The following is a 16,720-nucleotide window of genomic DNA, read 5'->3' as shown; positions in this document are numbered from 1 at the left end:
ATCAAACTCTCCATAAAAGAGTTCGATGTCTCTGACATCAAAATAAAAATAATTCATTGACGGGATATATTAAATATCCCTCTTCGCTTGGCTTTTTGTTTAGTTTTCAAAGGTCAAAATCCGGAAGCTGCCGACCTTAAATGTTGCCTCTGCCGGCCATCCGATTAATGTGTTGTCGTTTTTTGCGACTCAATTAATATAACATCTTTCGCCGAAGCCGTCAACAACTTTTTTAAAAAACTTTTTAAAATGTTTTTCAATGCTGTTTCCGTTTCGCAGCGACGGATAATAATATACCATGATATAAAAAGATAATGCAATACTTTTTACAAAAAAATTTATTTTTTCTCAAAAACTTTTGATTTTATTCCATATTCCCCTTTTCCTCTGACACTTTTATCTCTATATATCAGGGCGGACCCCTGGCAACTTTAAGAACTCATAAAGCTGTTTTCCCACAAGAATCAATTGAAAAGTCAGAGGAGCTCCTGCAGGTCAGTGCCCAAAAACTCCTAGCTCGGCCGAAGCGGACAACGTAATAATATCCTCCATTTATAATATCAGAACTGAAAATTAAATCAGAGAGGAACTTAATGGAATGAAGATAATTATAAAAGGTTATCTTTGCAGCTTGCCAGATACCATAATCACTTTTCTCCTCAACTAGTAAAATTTGTTGCAGTCCTTCTTCCATTTCTCCGAAAAAAATCCTGTACCGGTGAAAGCCGGCACAGGAAATTAAAGTTAATTCTCTTCGTGTCCATCTTCACGCTTGCGCATTTGAGGGAATAACAGAACATCCCGGATTGACTGGGCATTCGTCAGCAGCATCACAAGCCTGTCGATCCCTATGCCTAATCCACCGGTTGGAGGAAGACCGTATTCGAGAGATTCAATGAAATCTTCATCCATCATATGAGCTTCATCATCCCCCTGCTCCCGTTCAACTAACTGAGCTTCAAACCGCTCCCGCTGATCGATCGGGTCGTTTAACTCTGTAAAGGCGTTGGCATGTTCACGTCCAACAATAAATAATTCAAATCTGTCCGTAAACCGCGGATCTTCATCATTTTTCTTCGCTAATGGAGAAATATCCAGCGGATGGCCGTAAACAAAGGTAGGCTGAATAAGCTTTTCTTCTACGAACATTTCAAAGAATTCATTTACGACATGGCCAAACTTCATTGTTTCTTTAACAGGAACGTTATGCTCTTCAGCTAACTTCCTGGCATCCTCATCACTCATCTCCTGCCAAAAGTCCACACCGGTATGCTCTTTAATAGCGTCAACCATATGGACTCTCTTCCAGGCAGGAGCAAGGTCAAGCGTTACCCCGCCGTACTCGATTTCAGTTGTGCCCAGAACGTCTTGTGCAATGTGGGCTACAAGGTTTTCAGTTAGAGCCATAACATCTTTGTAATCAGCATAAGCTTCATACAGCTCTATCATTGTAAACTCGGGATTATGCCTCGTAGAAACCCCTTCATTTCGGAAGACCCGTCCGATTTCATAGACCTTCTCCAGTCCGCCTACAATAAGGCGCTTCAAATGAAGCTCTATCGCAATTCTCATATAGAGTGTCATATCCAGTGCATTATGATGCGTAACGAATGGACGTGCGGAGGCACCTCCAGGAATGGCATGCATCATCGGTGTTTCAACTTCCAAATAACCGTGGTCATCTAAATAACGGCGCATTGATTGAAGTATTTTACTGCGCATAACGAATGTGTCACGCACTTCAGGATTTACGATTAAATCAAGATAACGCTGACGGTATCGCTGTTCCACATCTTTAAGTCCGTGATATTTATCCGGCAGAGGACGAAGCGACTTGGTAAGGATCTGAAAGTCTTGTGCTTTCACAGACAATTCTCCCACTTTTGTTTTGAATACAACACCGGTTAAACCGACGATATCACCGATATCAGCTCTGGTAAACAAGTCATATTGTTCTTCGCCCACCTGGTCTTTCCGTACATATATCTGAATTTGGCCAGTTAAATCCTGGATGTGAGCAAAACCGGCTTTACCTTTTCCCCGCTTTGTCATCATGCGGCCTGCAACCGTAACAGATACTTCTTTTTCAGCTAAATCATCTTTTTCAAATGGATCATAGGCCTCTTTAATAGCTTTGGCATCATGGGAACGCTCAAATCGGGAGCCGAATGGGTCTATCCCTAAATCGAGCATATTTTTTAATTTTTCCCGGCGAACCTGCAGCTGGTCAGTGGCATCGAATTCTTGAGTCAAATCTACCATCTCCTGTAATATGAATTTTTTGCACGCTTTATCTATTGGCACCTTACATCAACCCTGTATGTATTCCTCCGGATCTTGCTGTAATATACCTTTAATGAGCTTGCTCAACCATGTAAAAGCTTAATCTCTAAGAAGAAAACTGCCAGTAAGCTACTGGCAGTTTCGTCTGATTCTCAGAGGTATTATAGGAGAGTTCTCCCTTATTGTCAACTTATTACGCCTGCAGAGCTCTTTTTCGGGAAGGCTTTTCCTCAAGGACGGACGATAAGTTTGTTAAAACCTCCGCCATTTCATCCCGTGTGGTGAGCTTATTAATTTCATCGCGCATGCGTGCAGCGCCGCGCAGTCCTTTAATATACCAGGAGGCATGCTTGCGCATTTCCCTCACAGCGACCTCTTCACCTTTCAGTTTTATCAGCCTGTCCATATGAAGGATGCAGACTTCCATTTTTTCCTGCGGTGCAGGCTCCGGTATATTCTCTCCTGTTTCCAGAAAATGAACCGTACGGTAGAGCATCCACGGATTACCCAGTGCCGCCCGTCCAATCATCACACCGTCAACTCCTGCCTGATCCATCATTCGCTTGGCATCTTCCGGTGTTTCGATATCGCCGTTTCCTATAACAGGAATGTTTACCGCTTCTTTTACCTGGCGGATAATATCCCAGTCGGCTTTTCCTTCATACATCTGGTAGCGGGTGCGTCCATGGACGGCAACTGCTTTTCCTCCAGCAGCCTCAACTGCTTTGGCATTTTCGACTGCATAGACATGGTCGTCATCCCATCCTGTACGCATTTTCACTGTCACCGGTTTATCTGCGGCTTTTACCGCCACGGAAACCATTTCATATATTTTGTCCGGGTTTAAAAGCCATTTAGCTCCTGCGTCACACGAGGTGATCTTTGGAACCGGACAGCCCATATTTATATCAATAATATCTGCATTAGTCTGTTTATCAACAACTTTAACAGCTTCAACGAGTGTTTCTTTCGTCCCTCCAAAAATTTGCAGACTTAACGGTTTTTCCCGCTCGTCCACGTAAAGCATCTGCAGGGATCTCTCATTTTTATGGAGGATGGCTTTGTCGCTCACCATTTCCGCACAGACGAGACCTGTTCCAAATTCTTTAGCGATCAGCCGGAACGCCGGGTTGCAGACTCCTGCCATCGGTGCAAGAACGACCGGGTTTTTCATGGTGATATCACCGATTTTTAACATCATCTTCACCTCTTAATTCAATTAATGGATGTCAGCTCGTCATACGTGACATTTAAAGCCTGTGTCACACGTTTCACGAGATCATCTCCAGGTTCGCGGGTTCCCCGCTCCACTTCCCCCAGGACCGACACAGAAACACCCAGCATTTTCGCAAACTCTTCCTGTGTATACCCCTTCAGCTTTCGGAACGCCCGAATCCTTCTCCCCCATATGAGCTCTTCCATTTACGCACACCCTCTTTTCCGGTTAATTGACCAGTATAATCATCAATCGTCCGTCCATTTCCAAAACGCAGGTAAGGCTCAATTTCTTGTAAAGGTATTAAAACAAACCCCCGTTCAAACATACGGGGATGTGGAATTTGTAATGTTTCCAACTCTATATTTTCATTGTTATACAGTAAAATGTCAAGGTCAATCGTCCGTGGTCCCCATTTTTCTTTACGCTTCCGTCCGCCTGCCTGCTCAATTTCCTGAGTTAAATCCAGTAATTGTAAAGGCGCCATGGAAGTAGCTATTTTTACAGCCATATTTAAAAAAGAAGGCTGGTCCTTAACACCTACAGGGGCAGTTTCATAAATGGAAGATACTTTAAGCATTTCAACTTCCGGATTCTCTGATAATTGCTGGACAGCCTCAGCTAAATAATGATCCCTCTCTCCCTGATTAGAGCCGAGTGCAATATAAACGGTATTGTGTTTATCCCCTGCACTCATCCGCCTTTCTGCTCCCTTCGGATTTCGACTGCCACCGAATCATAATGGCCGGGTATAGGAGGATCAGGTTTAGTCACTTTAACGACGCAGGCATCGATTATTTGAAATCTTTCCAGCAGGATATCCGCCAGCCTGGCTGTCAGTGTCTCTACTAACTTCACAGGCTCTCCTTCAAGAACTTCCTTGGCTGCTTCGTAAACTTCAGCATAATTAACTGTCTTATTCAGATCATCGTTCTGGCCAGCCTCTCTTGTGTCCATTTCAAGGATGACATCAGCCAAAAAACGCTGTCCTAATTTATTTTCTTCCGGAAAAGCCCCATGATATCCGTAAAATTCCATTCCTTGAACAAATATTTTGTCCATCAGCCCCATCTCCTCTTTTTAGGTTGTTTGAGGTAAAGGAGAATCTCCTTTACCAATCATGACGTCCATCATTTTTGTCATCCTGCTGATCTCAAGGACATCATGGACTCTTACGATATCGCAGCCTTTATCAATTCCAAGGCAAACAGTCGCCCCGGTCCCTTCCACCCGTTCTTCTACAGGAAGGTCAAGCGTTTTAGAAATCAGGGATTTTCGCGAGGTTCCTAACAGAACCGGATAACCGAGAGAAGTAACCTTTTCCAGGTTTCTCATGACCAGAACATTTTCTTCATAAGATTTTGCAAATCCTATCCCGGGATCAAGAATGATTTTGTCTTCTTTTACACCTGCTTCCCTGCAGATACGGATACTTTCCAGCAAATCAGCTTTTATATCATCCATCAGGTTATCATAAACCGCTTCTTTCCGGTTATGCATAAGGATAATTGGCACATCGTGGCGGGCGGCTATTTCAGCCATCCCGGGGTCGGCCTTACATCCCCACACGTCATTTATAATATTTGCTCCTGACTTAATTGCTTCATCAGCTACTTTCGCTTTGTACGTATCAATGGATATTGGAACGTTGACCGCTTCTCTTACTGCCTTGAGCGGAGTAAGTACTCTCCGGAGTTCTTCCTCTTCCTCTACAGCTGTGGCACCCGGCCTCGTCGATTCTCCTCCAAGGTCGATAATATGGGCGCCTTGCAGGACCATATTTTGAGCCCTTGAGGCTGCCTCCTGTTCCTGATTAAACTTGCCCCCATCCGAGAACGAATCAGGAGTCAGGTTAAGAATCCCCATCACATACGTTTTTTTGGAAAAATCAAGTTCATAGCCGCCCCATCGTATTACCTTGTCCTTCTTCATCTGCGATCACCTTATTCCTCTCTTAGTTAAGCTCGTTACGGGTCCACAGGCCAGGCGTATACTTATTGAATTTCTCTTTAATCTGCTTATAAAAGGCGCCATCGCGGCCGGGGAATAACTGCCCGTCCCACTCATTTACTGCAACTGCCTCCTGAATCGCGTTGGTTACGAAGACTTCATCAGCTTGAAGAGCCTCATCCAGAGAGAACCGCCCTTCGTTCACTGAAATTTGTTCCTTCACCGCTGAAGCAAGTACAAACTGCCTTGTAATACCGTTTAAACAGCCGCAAGTTAAATCGGGTGTATACATTTCCCCGTTTTTTAACCAGAAAAGATTAGACACAATCCCTTCAGAAAGGCAGCTGTTTTCCGTTAAAAAAATACCTTCTTCTCCTGGATCATTCCCCAGTTCTCTTTTACCTAATATATTATTTAAATAATGGTGGGACTTCAAACGGTACGCTCCTTCCGGATTATTTCGCCTGAGTGTAAGAGTGGAAGCTTTCTTTGTATCAGGCATAGACTTCGGCAGTGGTTTTACGTAGACGATAGTGACCGGTTCCTCATATGTCTCTGTTGTTAATCCTATACCCCTTTCGCCGGCAGAAATATTCCACCTGAAATATCCGTCATTTAACCCGTTCAGCCGTAGAAGTTCTTTAATAATTACGCTGGTACGTAAACGGCTGTAAGGGGGAAGCTTTATATTCATTTCTTCAGCGCTTTCATGGAGACGCTGAAAATGGTCATCCAGTAAAAATGGATGACCTTCATACGTACGGAAAGTTTCAAATAACCCCAATCCATATAAGAATCCATGGTCAAACGGCGAGAGACGTACGTCTTCCTCTTTCATAAAAGAACCATTTACGTAGAGGTACATGTTTTGTCAAACTCCTTATACCGGTCAAGAAAGTTTCTTAAAAGCTGTTTTCCGGTTCCTGTCATAATTGATTCCGGATGAAATTGTACACCTTCAAGAGGATATGACTTATGGCGGATCCCCATAATTTCCCCTTCTTCCGTTTCAGCAGAAATTTCAAAGCACTCAGGGAGCGTTTCCCTTTTTACAATTAACGAATGGTAACGTGTGGCCGTAAATGGATTTGAAAGACCTTCAAATACGGTTTTACCGTCATGTTTTACTTCAGACGTTTTCCCGTGCATTAGACGTTCCGCCCTGATCACATCTCCACCGAACACTTGAGCCATCGACTGGTGCCCTAAACAGACGCCAAAAACAGGAATTTTTCCGGCAAACTGCCTGATTGCTTCCATACTGATACCCGCTTCATTAGGCGTACACGGCCCAGGCGATATCATTAAATAATCAGGTGACAGTTCTTCGATTTCTTCAACAGTGATCTGGTCGTTCCTTTTGACGATGAGCTCTTCTCCCATCTCACCTAAATACTGTACAAGGTTATAAGTAAATGAATCATAGTTATCAATCATTAAGATCATAATATTTTCCTCCTCAGCTCTTCTTCACTCATCTCTTTTGCTTTCCATAACGCTTTCGCTTTCTTCAAAGATTCTTTATATTCCGCCTTTGGATCCGAATCAATGACTATGCCGGCCCCGGCCTGGACATGCGCTTTGCCGTCTTTAATCACCATTGTCCTTATCGTGATGTTTAATTCCATATCGCCCTGAAAGCCAATCCAGCCGAATGACCCTGTGTAGGCCCCGCGTCTTACCGGCTCCAGTTCTTCAATGATTTCCATTGTCCTGATTTTAGGCGCCCCTGTAATTGTACCTCCCGGAAAAGTCGCCGAAATCACATCAAGTGCATCATAATTATCCGCTTTTTTTCCTTTGACGTTGGAAACGATATGCATGACGTGGGAGTATTTTTCAATAACCATGAGCTCGTCCACTTCCACCGAACCATATTCACTTACACGCCCGAGGTCATTCCGCTCCAGATCCACAAGCATGATGTGCTCTGCACGCTCTTTTTCGTTATTAAGCAGCGTATCAGCGAGCGCCTGGTCTTCCTCATCGTCTTTACCTCTTGAACGGGTTCCTGCTATAGGCCGTGTGGAAATCTCTTCACCTTTTACTTTAACCAAAAGCTCAGGTGAAGCACTGACGTACTGCAATTCCGGGGTGGCCATATATCCCATGTACGGAGATGGATTTACCCGCCTCAGGCAGCTGTAAATATGAAGCGGCTCTGTATAAAGCGGCCGTGTCTCCCTGACAGAAAGGTTAACCTGAAACACATCGCCTTCCCGTATATAATATTTTGTTTTCTCTACTGCCTTTTTAAATTCCTCCTCAGGGAAGGAACGTTCCAGAACTTCCCTGTCAGGCTGCTCTTCTGTTTTTTTTACCGGAATGTAGTGGTGCCCTGCATTTTTTCCGGCATTCATCCACTTCTCTTTCAGTAAGACCGGTCTATGCGCAGCATCATTTTCTTCCTTGGGCACAACAGCTATAAACCAAATCTCATCCTTTTTATGATCTATAACCGTTACTTCATGGAAAGCCAGCAAGCAGACATCATCCGTTTGCAAGTCGTCGGCCGCCTGGGCAGGGAGACTTTCAATTTCACGGATTAAATCGTAACTGAATTGCCCGATCAGCCCGCCCTGAAATTCGGGAAGAGACGGATCAGGTTTGACGCTTAAGGGTTCAAGCCACTTTCTCAATGACAAGAGCAGCGGTCCTTCCAATTGTTCCTCACCATCTGCTGTCTGAACTGTAAGTAAATGATCTTTCCCGCGCAGCACAGCCCACGGATCTAAACCTATGATCGAATAACGGCCGCCCCGGCCGCTTTCAAGCAATATATGATAATCTTTATTTTCAGATAAATAACTGTAAGTTTGAAACCAGTCGGGGGTAATATCCTTTAATGGGCTTACTTCGCCGACGGCCTTGTATTTTTCCCGAGTCATTAATTATTCCACCTCACGCTAGTTGCCCCTATAAAATGTCTTTCAACCATTATACGGTGCAATGGAGAGGGGCGCAATCTTTCAGTTTTTGCATGCCAGGCGGAGCTTCGTCCTTTAATCCATAAAAGAAAGGCCCCGCACAGTTGTGCAGAGCCTGCAGTAAATAACAGTTTTTATTGTTCTTCTTCAAACTGGTAGAGCGGCGTACTTAAGTAACGCTCACCGTTACTTGGAATGACAGCAACTACTTTCTTTCCTTTTCCAAGGCGCTTTGCTACGTCCAGAGCAGCATAAATAGCTGCGCCTGAAGAAATGCCTCCTAAAATACCTTCCTCACGTGCGGCACGGCGCGCATATTCAAAAGACTGTTCGGTTGAGACTGTTATGACTTCATCATAAATATCTGTATTTAAAATATCAGGAACAAATCCGGCTCCAATACCTTGTATTTTATGAGGTCCTTTGTTTCCTCCGGATAAAACAGGAGAATCGGATGGCTCAAGCGCGATGAGCTTTACGTCAGGAAATTTGGATTTCAGCATTTCTCCTGCGCCTGTAATCGTCCCGCCTGTACCAATACCTGAAACAAATGCATCAAGCTGGTCCCCGACCTGCTCGAGCAATTCTTTCCCTGTTGTTTCACGGTGGATTTTTGGATTGGCTTCATTCTCGAATTGCTGAGGCATAAAATAGCCATTCTCTTTTTGTAATTCTCTCGCTTTTTGAATGGCGCCTCCCATTCCATCAGGTCCGGGTGTAAGGACAAGTTCCGCCCCATAGGCGCGAAGCAGGTTCCGTCTTTCCAGACTCATTGTCTCAGGCATAACCAGAATAGTACGATACCCTTTAGCAGCAGCAACCATCGCTAAACCGATTCCTGTATTTCCACTCGTCGGTTCTACAATTGTATCTCCTTCTTTTAAGGTGCCCTTCTCTTCGGCATCTTCAATCATAGACAAAGCGATTCGATCTTTGACGCTGCTCCCCGGATTCATAAATTCAAGTTTCAGATAAACATCTGCATGCTCATCTGTTACAAGCCTTTGCAATTTTACTAAAGGGGTTTCTCCTATTAACTCAGTAATGGAATTCACAACTTTCGCCATCTTTGTTCCTCCTCTTTTAATACCAAGTAAATCGATTGGTTTAATTTAGATAAATCGTACCAAAGTTTCTTCCGGAGGTCAAGAAATATATGGTTACTCCTCCGCCCGTTTTTCTTCCAATAAGTTCTGAAGCTCTTTCTTAGAGAAAAGGTACCTTTCATTACAGAAATGACACGTTGTCTCGGCGCCTTCATCCTCTTCGATCATAGCTGTAATATCCTCTTCCCCCAGGCCGATAATGGCGTTGCCAATTCTTTCTTTTGAGCATTGGCATTCAAAGGACACAGCCATGTTATCAAGCGTTGTATAATTCCCTTCCCCGGTAAGCGCCTCTATAATCTCTTCAGGCTTTTTACCTTCCTGAATCATTGAAGAGACAGGAGGCAGGCTGTTTAGCCGCTGTTCGATCTCATCAATTGTTTCATCTTTTGCTCCCGGCATCATTTGAAGAATAAATCCGCCTGCTGCTTCAACATCATCTTCCTGGCCGACGACGACCCCCAGGCCTACTGAAGACGGCGTTTGTTCAGAGGAAGCGAAATAATACGTAAAATCTTCTCCTAATTCCCCTGAAACAATCGGGACACTTCCGGTAAAATAATCTTTCATACCTAAGTCTTTAACAACAGAGAGTGTTCCTTCCCTGCCTACAACCGCAGCGACATTCAGTTTTCCATTTTCCCTCCGTTCAGGGTCGAGGTGAGGATGGGTGACATAACCGCGGGCAGTGCCGTCCGCATGCGCATCAATAATTATAGGGCAGGCGGGGCCGTTCCCTTCAATTTTAATTGTAAGCTTCTCGTCTCCTTTAAGCATAGAACCCATCATCGTACCTGCAGTAAGAGACCGTCCAAGTGCCGCTGTCACTGTGCGCCATGTTGCTTGCCGCCTCGCAGCCTCTCTGACCATTTCTGTAGACTGGATGGCATACACTCTTACTGTTCCGTCATAAGCTAGTGCTTTAACTAAATAATCCTTCATAATATCTGTACTCCTTTTATCTGTAAAAATGTTAATTCGTATTTTTCTCGTAAATCAGCTGAAGTCCTTTAAGAGTCAGCCATTCGTCTGCAAAATCTATAGCATCTGTTTCCTTTTTTATCATAGTCGCCATACTCCCCGTAGCCACTACGGCAGGATGGGTCCTGGCTTCTTTTTTTATCCTGCTGACCATGCCTTCCACTTGTGCCGCCATACCGTAAAGAAAACCCGACTGCATCGCGTGAACCGTATTTTTGCCTATGACACTCTTAGCTTTAATCGTTTCCACTTTAGGCAATTTAGAAGCGTGAGAGGATAGAGCGTCCATGGAAATAGACATGCCTGGTGCAATGACTCCGCCAGCATATTGTTTTTTTTCATTAATATAACAGAACGTGGTCGCAGTGCCGAAGTCAACTATGATGAGAGGCGACCCGTAATAGGCTGTGCCTGCTACTGCATTGACAATCCGGTCGGAGCCTACTTCTTTAGGGTTATCATACAGGATATTCAGCCCCGTTTTAATTCCCGGCCCGATAAACATCGGCTCTGGCTGAAAATAAGAAGCACATACCTTTTTCAGGCACTGGTCCATTTGAGGGACAACAGAAGAAATAATAATACCATCAATTTCTTCTAATTTAAGCCCTTTAAACTGAAACAGCTGATGGATTATAACGCCATACTCATCTGCTGTTTTTGCAGGGTTCGTTTCCACCGTCCAGTGAAATAATAACGTTCCATTGTTATATACCCCTAAAGCGGTTTTCGTATTCCCTGCATCGATAACAAGATTCATGACACAACCCCCGTGGTTATATTTTCTCAAAAAAAAGGGTGCCCTCACGTGCCATCCACCTCGCGTTTAACATTTTAAGTTTTAAATAACTTAAAACGGAGTTAAACATCGTGATGGACGACACAGTGTTAATGGCACACCCTTAATTATTTACTCGTCTTTTTTCCGGTTATCGTCGTTGTCATCATTAGCCGGATCTGTTTTATCATCTGAATCGGATCCAAGGAAGTCTTCCATGGCGTCCTTTTCTTCATTTTTACCTTGAATGTTGACCTTCACATCATCGTCTCCTTCTGACCCGTTCCCATTTAACTTTTTAGTTACGTGGTGGTCATCCGGCAGCTTGCCATCTTCAATAAGAGAACGAATCTGTTCTGCATCCAGAGTCTCGAACTCAAGCAGTGACTGGGCCACAAGCTCCAGGCTTGCTTTATTGTCGAGTAGAATCTGCTTACAACGCTCGTAAGATTCTTTCAGAATGCGCTGGACTTCAAGGTCAATTTCGTGAGCAATGGCTTCACTGTAATTCTGTTCATTATTAATGTCTCTTCCAAGGAACACTTCTCCCTGTGAGCTTCCAAACTGAATTGGGCCAAGCTTATCACTCATACCATACTCCATAACCATTTTACGCGCAATTCCAGTAGCACGCTGGAAGTCATTATGAGCACCTGTACTTACTTCATTGAACATTACTTCTTCAGCAACACGGCCGCCCAGAAGCCCGACAATTTTATCAAGCAGTTCAGGTTTTGTCATGAAGTACCGGTCTTCCTTAGGAAGCATCATAGCGTAGCCGCCAGCCTGTCCGCGCGGTACAATCGTAACTTTGTGCACCATATCCGCACTTTCCAGCTTCACCCCGACGACAGTGTGACCCGCTTCATGATGGGCAACAATGTTTTTCTCTTTCTCAGAGATGACACGGCTCTTCTTGGAAGGTCCTGCAATCGTACGGTCGATCGCTTCTTCCACAGATTCCATGTCGATCTTCTTCTTATCGGAACGGGCCGCTACGAGTGCAGCTTCGTTTAATAAGTTCTCCAGGTCAGCCCCTGAGAATCCAGGAGTACGCTGGGCAATCGTTTTTAAATTCACGTCATCTTCGAGCGGCTTGTTTTTAGCGTGTACGCCAAGCACCGCTTCACGGCCCTTAACATCAGGGCGGCCAACCATAATCTGACGGTCAAAACGTCCAGGACGCAATAACGCCGGATCAAGAATATCGGCACGGTTGGTTGCAGCAATCAGGATAATACCTTCATTGACACCAAACCCGTCCATTTCAACTAACAGTTGGTTTAACGTTTGTTCACGCTCATCGTGTCCTCCGCCTAAGCCGGCACCACGGCGGCGGCCCACAGCATCAATTTCATCAATAAAGATAATACATGGCGCATTCTTTTTCGCATTTTCAAATAAATCACGAACCCGGGATGCCCCGACCCCGACAAACATTTCAACGAAATCAGAACCACTGATCGAGAAGAATGGCACACCGGCTTCACCGGCCACTGCCCTTGCTATTAATGTTTTACCTGTACCTGGAGGTCCTACTAACAGAACCCCTTTAGGGATACGGGCGCCTATATCAGCAAATTTTCGCGGTTCCTTGAGGAATTCCACGACTTCAATAAGTTCCTGCTTCTCTTCGTCTGCTCCGGCAACATCTTTAAAGCGGGCTTTTTTCTTGTCCTCACTGACAAGCTTCGCTTTACTTTTACCGAAGTTCATCACACGGCTTCCACCGCCTTGAGCCTGGCTCAGTAAGAAGAAGAAAAGGATAAATATGATCACAAACGGAATAATGGCTGTAAAGAAGTTCACCCAGCCGCTTGGTTCTTCTGCCTGTTCAATCACAAGTTCATTAATTCCTTCTTCACCTTCACCCGTCGCAGCAACAACTTGCTCCAGGAGTACCTGGAGGTCCGGCACATTAACTGTAAAATATTCGTCCTCTTCTGCACCTCTCAGTTGTCCACGGGCTGCATATACGTCTAATCTGGGCTGAATCGATAAGGATTCAATATTATCATTTTCCAGCTCCTGCTGAAATTCGTTAAATGATATTTCTGTCGTTTCATCCGGGTCTGCCTGAAACACACTGACAATCCCGACAATTACTAAGAAAATCAATAAATAAAAGATCGTATTTCTAAAAATCCGATTCATCCTGAACCTCCTCCCACGTCAAATACACTTAGGTAATAGTATCATACAAATGTCATAAATCACAATTAATTACTTTTGATAAATTTCAGGTTTTAAAACCCCGACATACGGAAGGTTACGGTAACGCTCAATGTAATCAAGCCCATAGCCCACAACAAATTTATCAGGAACTGTAAATCCGGCGAGATCAGGGTAAATCTCTTTTTGTCTTCCTTCCGGTTTATCAAGAAGGGTTACAATTTTCACTGACTTCGCCTGCCGGTAATGAAAGAGCTTGACGATATAGCTCAACGTGTTTCCGCTGTCTATAATATCTTCAAGTATTAGCACGTCTCTTCCTTCAACCGATGTATTTAAGTCTTTAACAATCTTAACTTCTCCTGAAGAAACAAGTTCATTCCCGTAGCTTGAAACATCCATTAAATCAAATTCAAGGTGCGCATCAATTTTCTGGATTAAATCTCCCATAAAAGGAAGAGAGCCTTTTAATATTCCTACCACTAATGGAAACTTGTCTTTATATTCTTCCGTTAATTGCGCTCCTAATTCACTAACTTTCTGCTGAATTTCTTCTTCAGTAATTAATATTTCCTGCATATCTTCTCGCATAATTTTTTCAAAAACCTCCTAAATAATGTATCGTCCTCTACCCAGTTACAAAGCCATGTGCCTATGTATAGATCTGATAAGTCAGTTTAATGACTCTTCCCGATTCACTGTCTACAACTGCTTCATTGGACCGCTTTAACAATGGAACCCACACTATTTTACCTTGACGGTCCGTCACAACGGGCCAAAGATCCCTGTCTCTTTTAGGAACCTTTTCCTCCATGAATAAATCTTTCAGCTTTTTCGTGCCGCTGCTGCCGAAAAAAGACATTCTGTCTCCCGGAAGCCGGGCCCTCACAATAAGCGGAAGAGTTAATTTGTCCATATCAAACCAGACTGAATCTTCTGAAGCATTTTTATCGGCTTGGGGAGAATCCGGCGTGATAAGCAACTTTCCTAGAGGCAGTTCTGTTTCTCCGGGGATAGCCAGTTCCTGCGGCTCAAAGTGATCGATCCTATGGAAATCGGCCGAATCATTAATCATAAAAATTAAATGATCGTAGGACTTTTCGACGACCGTATGGTTAGGCAGATGAAGCAAAGCCGAGGGGTGGCTGTTTTTCAACAAACCTATAACAGATTCAATATGAGACCGGTCAATTTGTAACTGATTTTTTATCGAAAGATAGTTTAATATTAGATGAATGACCCTTCTTTGTAAAGCATTGGGGATTTTTTTTAACTCAGGAAGGGAAATAACTGTTTCGTTCTCTTCGCGTCTGGTAATTATACCTGACGCAAACCTTTCTGCTTCACTTTGAAGCCACATTTCTTCTTCTGCCCACACTTCTGACTGCCACTGAAAAGCCTCATGGACTTTAGGGTTCTCTTCTTTTACAAAAGATAACACATGATTTCTAATACGGTTTCTCAAATAGAGATCCGTCTGATTTGAGGCATCCTCATTATAAGGAATCCCATGACGTTCACAGTAAGCCTCCAAATCGCTTTTCTCCACCGCTAAAAAAGGCCTCACGAGCCAGCCTTCGGCAAATGGGCGCTTAACCGGAATTCCTTTTCTCCCTGACAGGCTTCCCCGGATCTGTCTCATAAGCATCGTTTCGACCTGGTCGTCACCATGGTGTGCAGTGACCAGTTTATCTGCGCCAAGTTTCTCCATTAAACCGGCAAACCACTTATACCTGCATGTTCTGGCTGCCTCCTGCGTTGATAACCCTTCTTTTTCTTTCAATGCCTTTACGTCCGCTTCATACAGATAATAAGGCACATTAAGGCGGCCGCAGTAGGAGGAAACCAGTTCGGCATCCTTTTTGGAGTATTCACCTCTTAAGCCGTGATCTACGTGAGCCACACTGATGATAAGCGGGATGTCTTCTTTCATCTTATGGAAAAAATGGAGCATAGCCATGCTGTCCGGACCTCCCGAAACAGCAAGAAGAAGGTGGTCACCCGCATTTATCAGCTCATGTCTTGAAATGAATGAATTAATGGCCTGTTTCATAACGGTTTCCTATTCCTTTCCCGAACGAGAAGATTGATAATGCCAATACCAGCCCCGCAGCGATCGCTCCTGCCTGAAGCATTGTTTCTACACCGTATTCAAGCCCTTGAATATATTCTCCTTCTACAAAAGAAAGCATAGTGAAATATGCCCTGCTTCCTGGCACTAAGGGTAATATGCCCGGAATAGACAATGTTGTAACCGGAATTCGTATTTTTTTTGCTAAAAGGTGGGCTATAGTCGCAGCGGTTAATGAGGCCATTACTGTGGCAATTACAGAAGAAGCCCCTATTGCTGTACCTGTCTGGAGAACAAGCCACGTGACTACGCCGATGCCCCCGCCTAACAGGAGCGCACGCCTCGGTACACTGAATATAATTCCGAATCCTATAATAGCAGCAAACGTCAGTACTGATTCAATTAAAAGGTTCATAAGATAATCTCCTATCTATATAAACAGCGAAATGGATAATGCTATTCCACTCGCAATGGATAAAGATGTCATTAACGCTTCCACGCCGCGGCTCATACCCGCGAGCAGGTCCCCGGACAAGAGATCCCGGACAGCGTTTGTTAAAGGCACCCCGGGCACCAGGGGCATGAGGGAACCGATAATAATCTGGTCAAGGTTAAAACCTAAACCGATAAACACGAGAAAAATCGCTGCAGAACCGCCCAGAAATGCAGCTGCAAGCTCGGCTGCAAATCTAACCTTTAAATACCGTTCAAATTCAACGAGTGCCACACTTGCCGCAACAGCAGCAATAAATGCCGGCAACAGGTCACCAAGACCGCCGCCAAACAAATATGAAAAACCGCCCCCGGCTACCCCGGCGGCCAGGTGAATAAGCCATATTGGATAATTAACAGGAGAATGGTAGATGGATTCCAGTCTTTCATGAGCTTCCTCAACAGTTAATTCCCCTGATGTAAACTCGCGGGACACCTGGTTAACTTCGGTTACTTTATTTAAATCCTGCATACGGTCATCAACCCGCACCATTTGCATCAGATCTTCTTTTCCCTTTCGTTCTTCAAAAGAAAGAAAAATACCTGTAGTTGTCGTAAAGCAGTGCACGTTGGTAAACCCGGCCGCACGAGCCATTCTTTCCAAGGTTTCTTCCACTCGGTATGTTTCTGCCCCATAAGTAAGCATAATCTCTCCTGCCAACAGGCAAATATCCATGACTTCATCCGCCGCATTCATCCGCTCTTCCTCCCGTCACTCCCTGCAAACCTTATAAACTATACGGT

Annotated in this window: 17 protein-coding genes; all 17 read right to left on the bottom strand. The window is 44.3% G+C overall.

Features of this window, described 5'->3' with window-relative positions; translation table 11 throughout:
* Positions 1-744: 744 nt before the first annotated feature.
* The gene (lysS, locus tag K8O68_RS02475; protein WP_230895355.1) at positions 745-2,253 is read right to left on the bottom strand and encodes a lysine--tRNA ligase; all 1,509 of its coding nucleotides are present in this window, start codon (positions 2,251-2,253) and stop codon (positions 745-747) included.
* A gap of 223 nt (positions 2,254-2,476) precedes the next feature.
* On the bottom strand, positions 2,477-3,481 hold the full coding sequence (gene dusB, locus K8O68_RS02470) for a tRNA dihydrouridine synthase DusB (RefSeq protein ID WP_230895358.1): 1,005 nt from the start codon (positions 3,479-3,481) through the stop codon (positions 2,477-2,479).
* Between the two features lie 17 nt (positions 3,482-3,498).
* Entirely contained in the window at positions 3,499-3,705 is a 207-nt protein-coding gene (locus K8O68_RS02465) for a helix-turn-helix domain-containing protein (RefSeq protein ID WP_093055876.1), read from the bottom strand.
* Entirely contained in the window at positions 3,657-4,196 is a 540-nt protein-coding gene (gene folK / locus K8O68_RS02460; protein ID WP_230895354.1) for a 2-amino-4-hydroxy-6-hydroxymethyldihydropteridine diphosphokinase, read from the bottom strand. The genes K8O68_RS02465 and folK overlap by 49 nt, the downstream gene beginning before the upstream one ends.
* The gene (gene folB / locus K8O68_RS02455; RefSeq protein WP_230895353.1) at positions 4,193-4,561 is read right to left on the bottom strand and encodes a dihydroneopterin aldolase; all 369 of its coding nucleotides are present in this window, start codon (positions 4,559-4,561) and stop codon (positions 4,193-4,195) included. The genes folK and folB overlap by 4 nt, the downstream gene beginning before the upstream one ends.
* 18 nt (positions 4,562-4,579) lie before the next feature.
* Entirely contained in the window at positions 4,580-5,431 is an 852-nt protein-coding gene (folP, locus tag K8O68_RS02450) for a dihydropteroate synthase (RefSeq protein WP_230895352.1), read from the bottom strand.
* Positions 5,432-5,453: 22 nt separating this feature from the next.
* Positions 5,454-6,314: an aminodeoxychorismate lyase gene (pabC, locus tag K8O68_RS02445; protein ID WP_230895351.1), complete on the bottom strand. Its 861-nt coding sequence runs from the start codon at positions 6,312-6,314 to the stop codon at positions 5,454-5,456.
* On the bottom strand, positions 6,299-6,895 hold the full coding sequence (pabA, locus tag K8O68_RS02440) for an aminodeoxychorismate/anthranilate synthase component II (RefSeq protein WP_230895350.1): 597 nt from the start codon (positions 6,893-6,895) through the stop codon (positions 6,299-6,301). Before pabA ends, pabC begins: the two co-directional genes overlap by 16 nt.
* Positions 6,892-8,337: an anthranilate synthase component I family protein gene (locus tag K8O68_RS02435; protein WP_230895349.1), complete on the bottom strand. Its 1,446-nt coding sequence runs from the start codon at positions 8,335-8,337 to the stop codon at positions 6,892-6,894. Before K8O68_RS02435 ends, pabA begins: the two co-directional genes overlap by 4 nt.
* Positions 8,338-8,510: 173 nt before the next feature.
* Positions 8,511-9,443, bottom strand: coding sequence for a cysteine synthase A (cysK, locus tag K8O68_RS02430; protein WP_230895348.1), 933 nt, complete (start codon positions 9,441-9,443; stop codon positions 8,511-8,513).
* A 93-nt stretch (positions 9,444-9,536) separates the two neighbouring features.
* Entirely contained in the window at positions 9,537-10,424 is an 888-nt protein-coding gene (gene hslO, locus K8O68_RS02425; protein WP_230895347.1) for an Hsp33 family molecular chaperone HslO, read from the bottom strand.
* Positions 10,425-10,455: 31 nt separating this feature from the next.
* On the bottom strand, positions 10,456-11,223 hold the full coding sequence (locus K8O68_RS02420) for a type III pantothenate kinase (protein WP_230895346.1): 768 nt from the start codon (positions 11,221-11,223) through the stop codon (positions 10,456-10,458).
* A 150-nt stretch (positions 11,224-11,373) separates the two neighbouring features.
* Positions 11,374-13,395 (bottom strand): ATP-dependent zinc metalloprotease FtsH, encoded by a 2,022-nt coding sequence (ftsH, locus tag K8O68_RS02415; protein WP_230895345.1) that lies wholly within the window; start codon positions 13,393-13,395, stop codon positions 11,374-11,376.
* Positions 13,396-13,464: 69 nt separating this feature from the next.
* Positions 13,465-14,004 carry a hypoxanthine phosphoribosyltransferase gene (gene hpt / locus K8O68_RS02410; protein WP_230895344.1) on the bottom strand — a complete coding sequence of 180 codons (540 nt, stop codon included), beginning with the start codon at positions 14,002-14,004 and terminating at the stop codon, positions 13,465-13,467.
* A gap of 61 nt (positions 14,005-14,065) precedes the next feature.
* Complete coding sequence (gene tilS, locus K8O68_RS02405; protein ID WP_230895343.1) at positions 14,066-15,466, bottom strand: tRNA lysidine(34) synthetase TilS; 1,401 nt, start codon at positions 15,464-15,466, stop codon at positions 14,066-14,068.
* A complete protein-coding gene (locus tag K8O68_RS02400; RefSeq protein ID WP_230895342.1) occupies positions 15,450-15,899 on the bottom strand; it encodes a threonine/serine exporter family protein in 450 nt (149 codons plus the stop codon). The genes tilS and K8O68_RS02400 overlap by 17 nt, the downstream gene beginning before the upstream one ends.
* Positions 15,900-15,914: 15 nt before the next feature.
* Positions 15,915-16,673 (bottom strand): threonine/serine exporter family protein, encoded by a 759-nt coding sequence (locus tag K8O68_RS02395; protein ID WP_230895341.1) that lies wholly within the window; start codon positions 16,671-16,673, stop codon positions 15,915-15,917.
* Between the last annotated feature and the right edge of the window lie 47 nt (positions 16,674-16,720).

Source organism: Salipaludibacillus sp. CUR1, from assembly GCF_021028955.1.
Lineage (GTDB): Bacteria > Bacillota > Bacilli > Bacillales > Salisediminibacteriaceae > Salipaludibacillus.
Note: the sequence above shows the minus strand (reverse complement) of the source record. Positions and strands in the feature narration are given on the sequence as shown.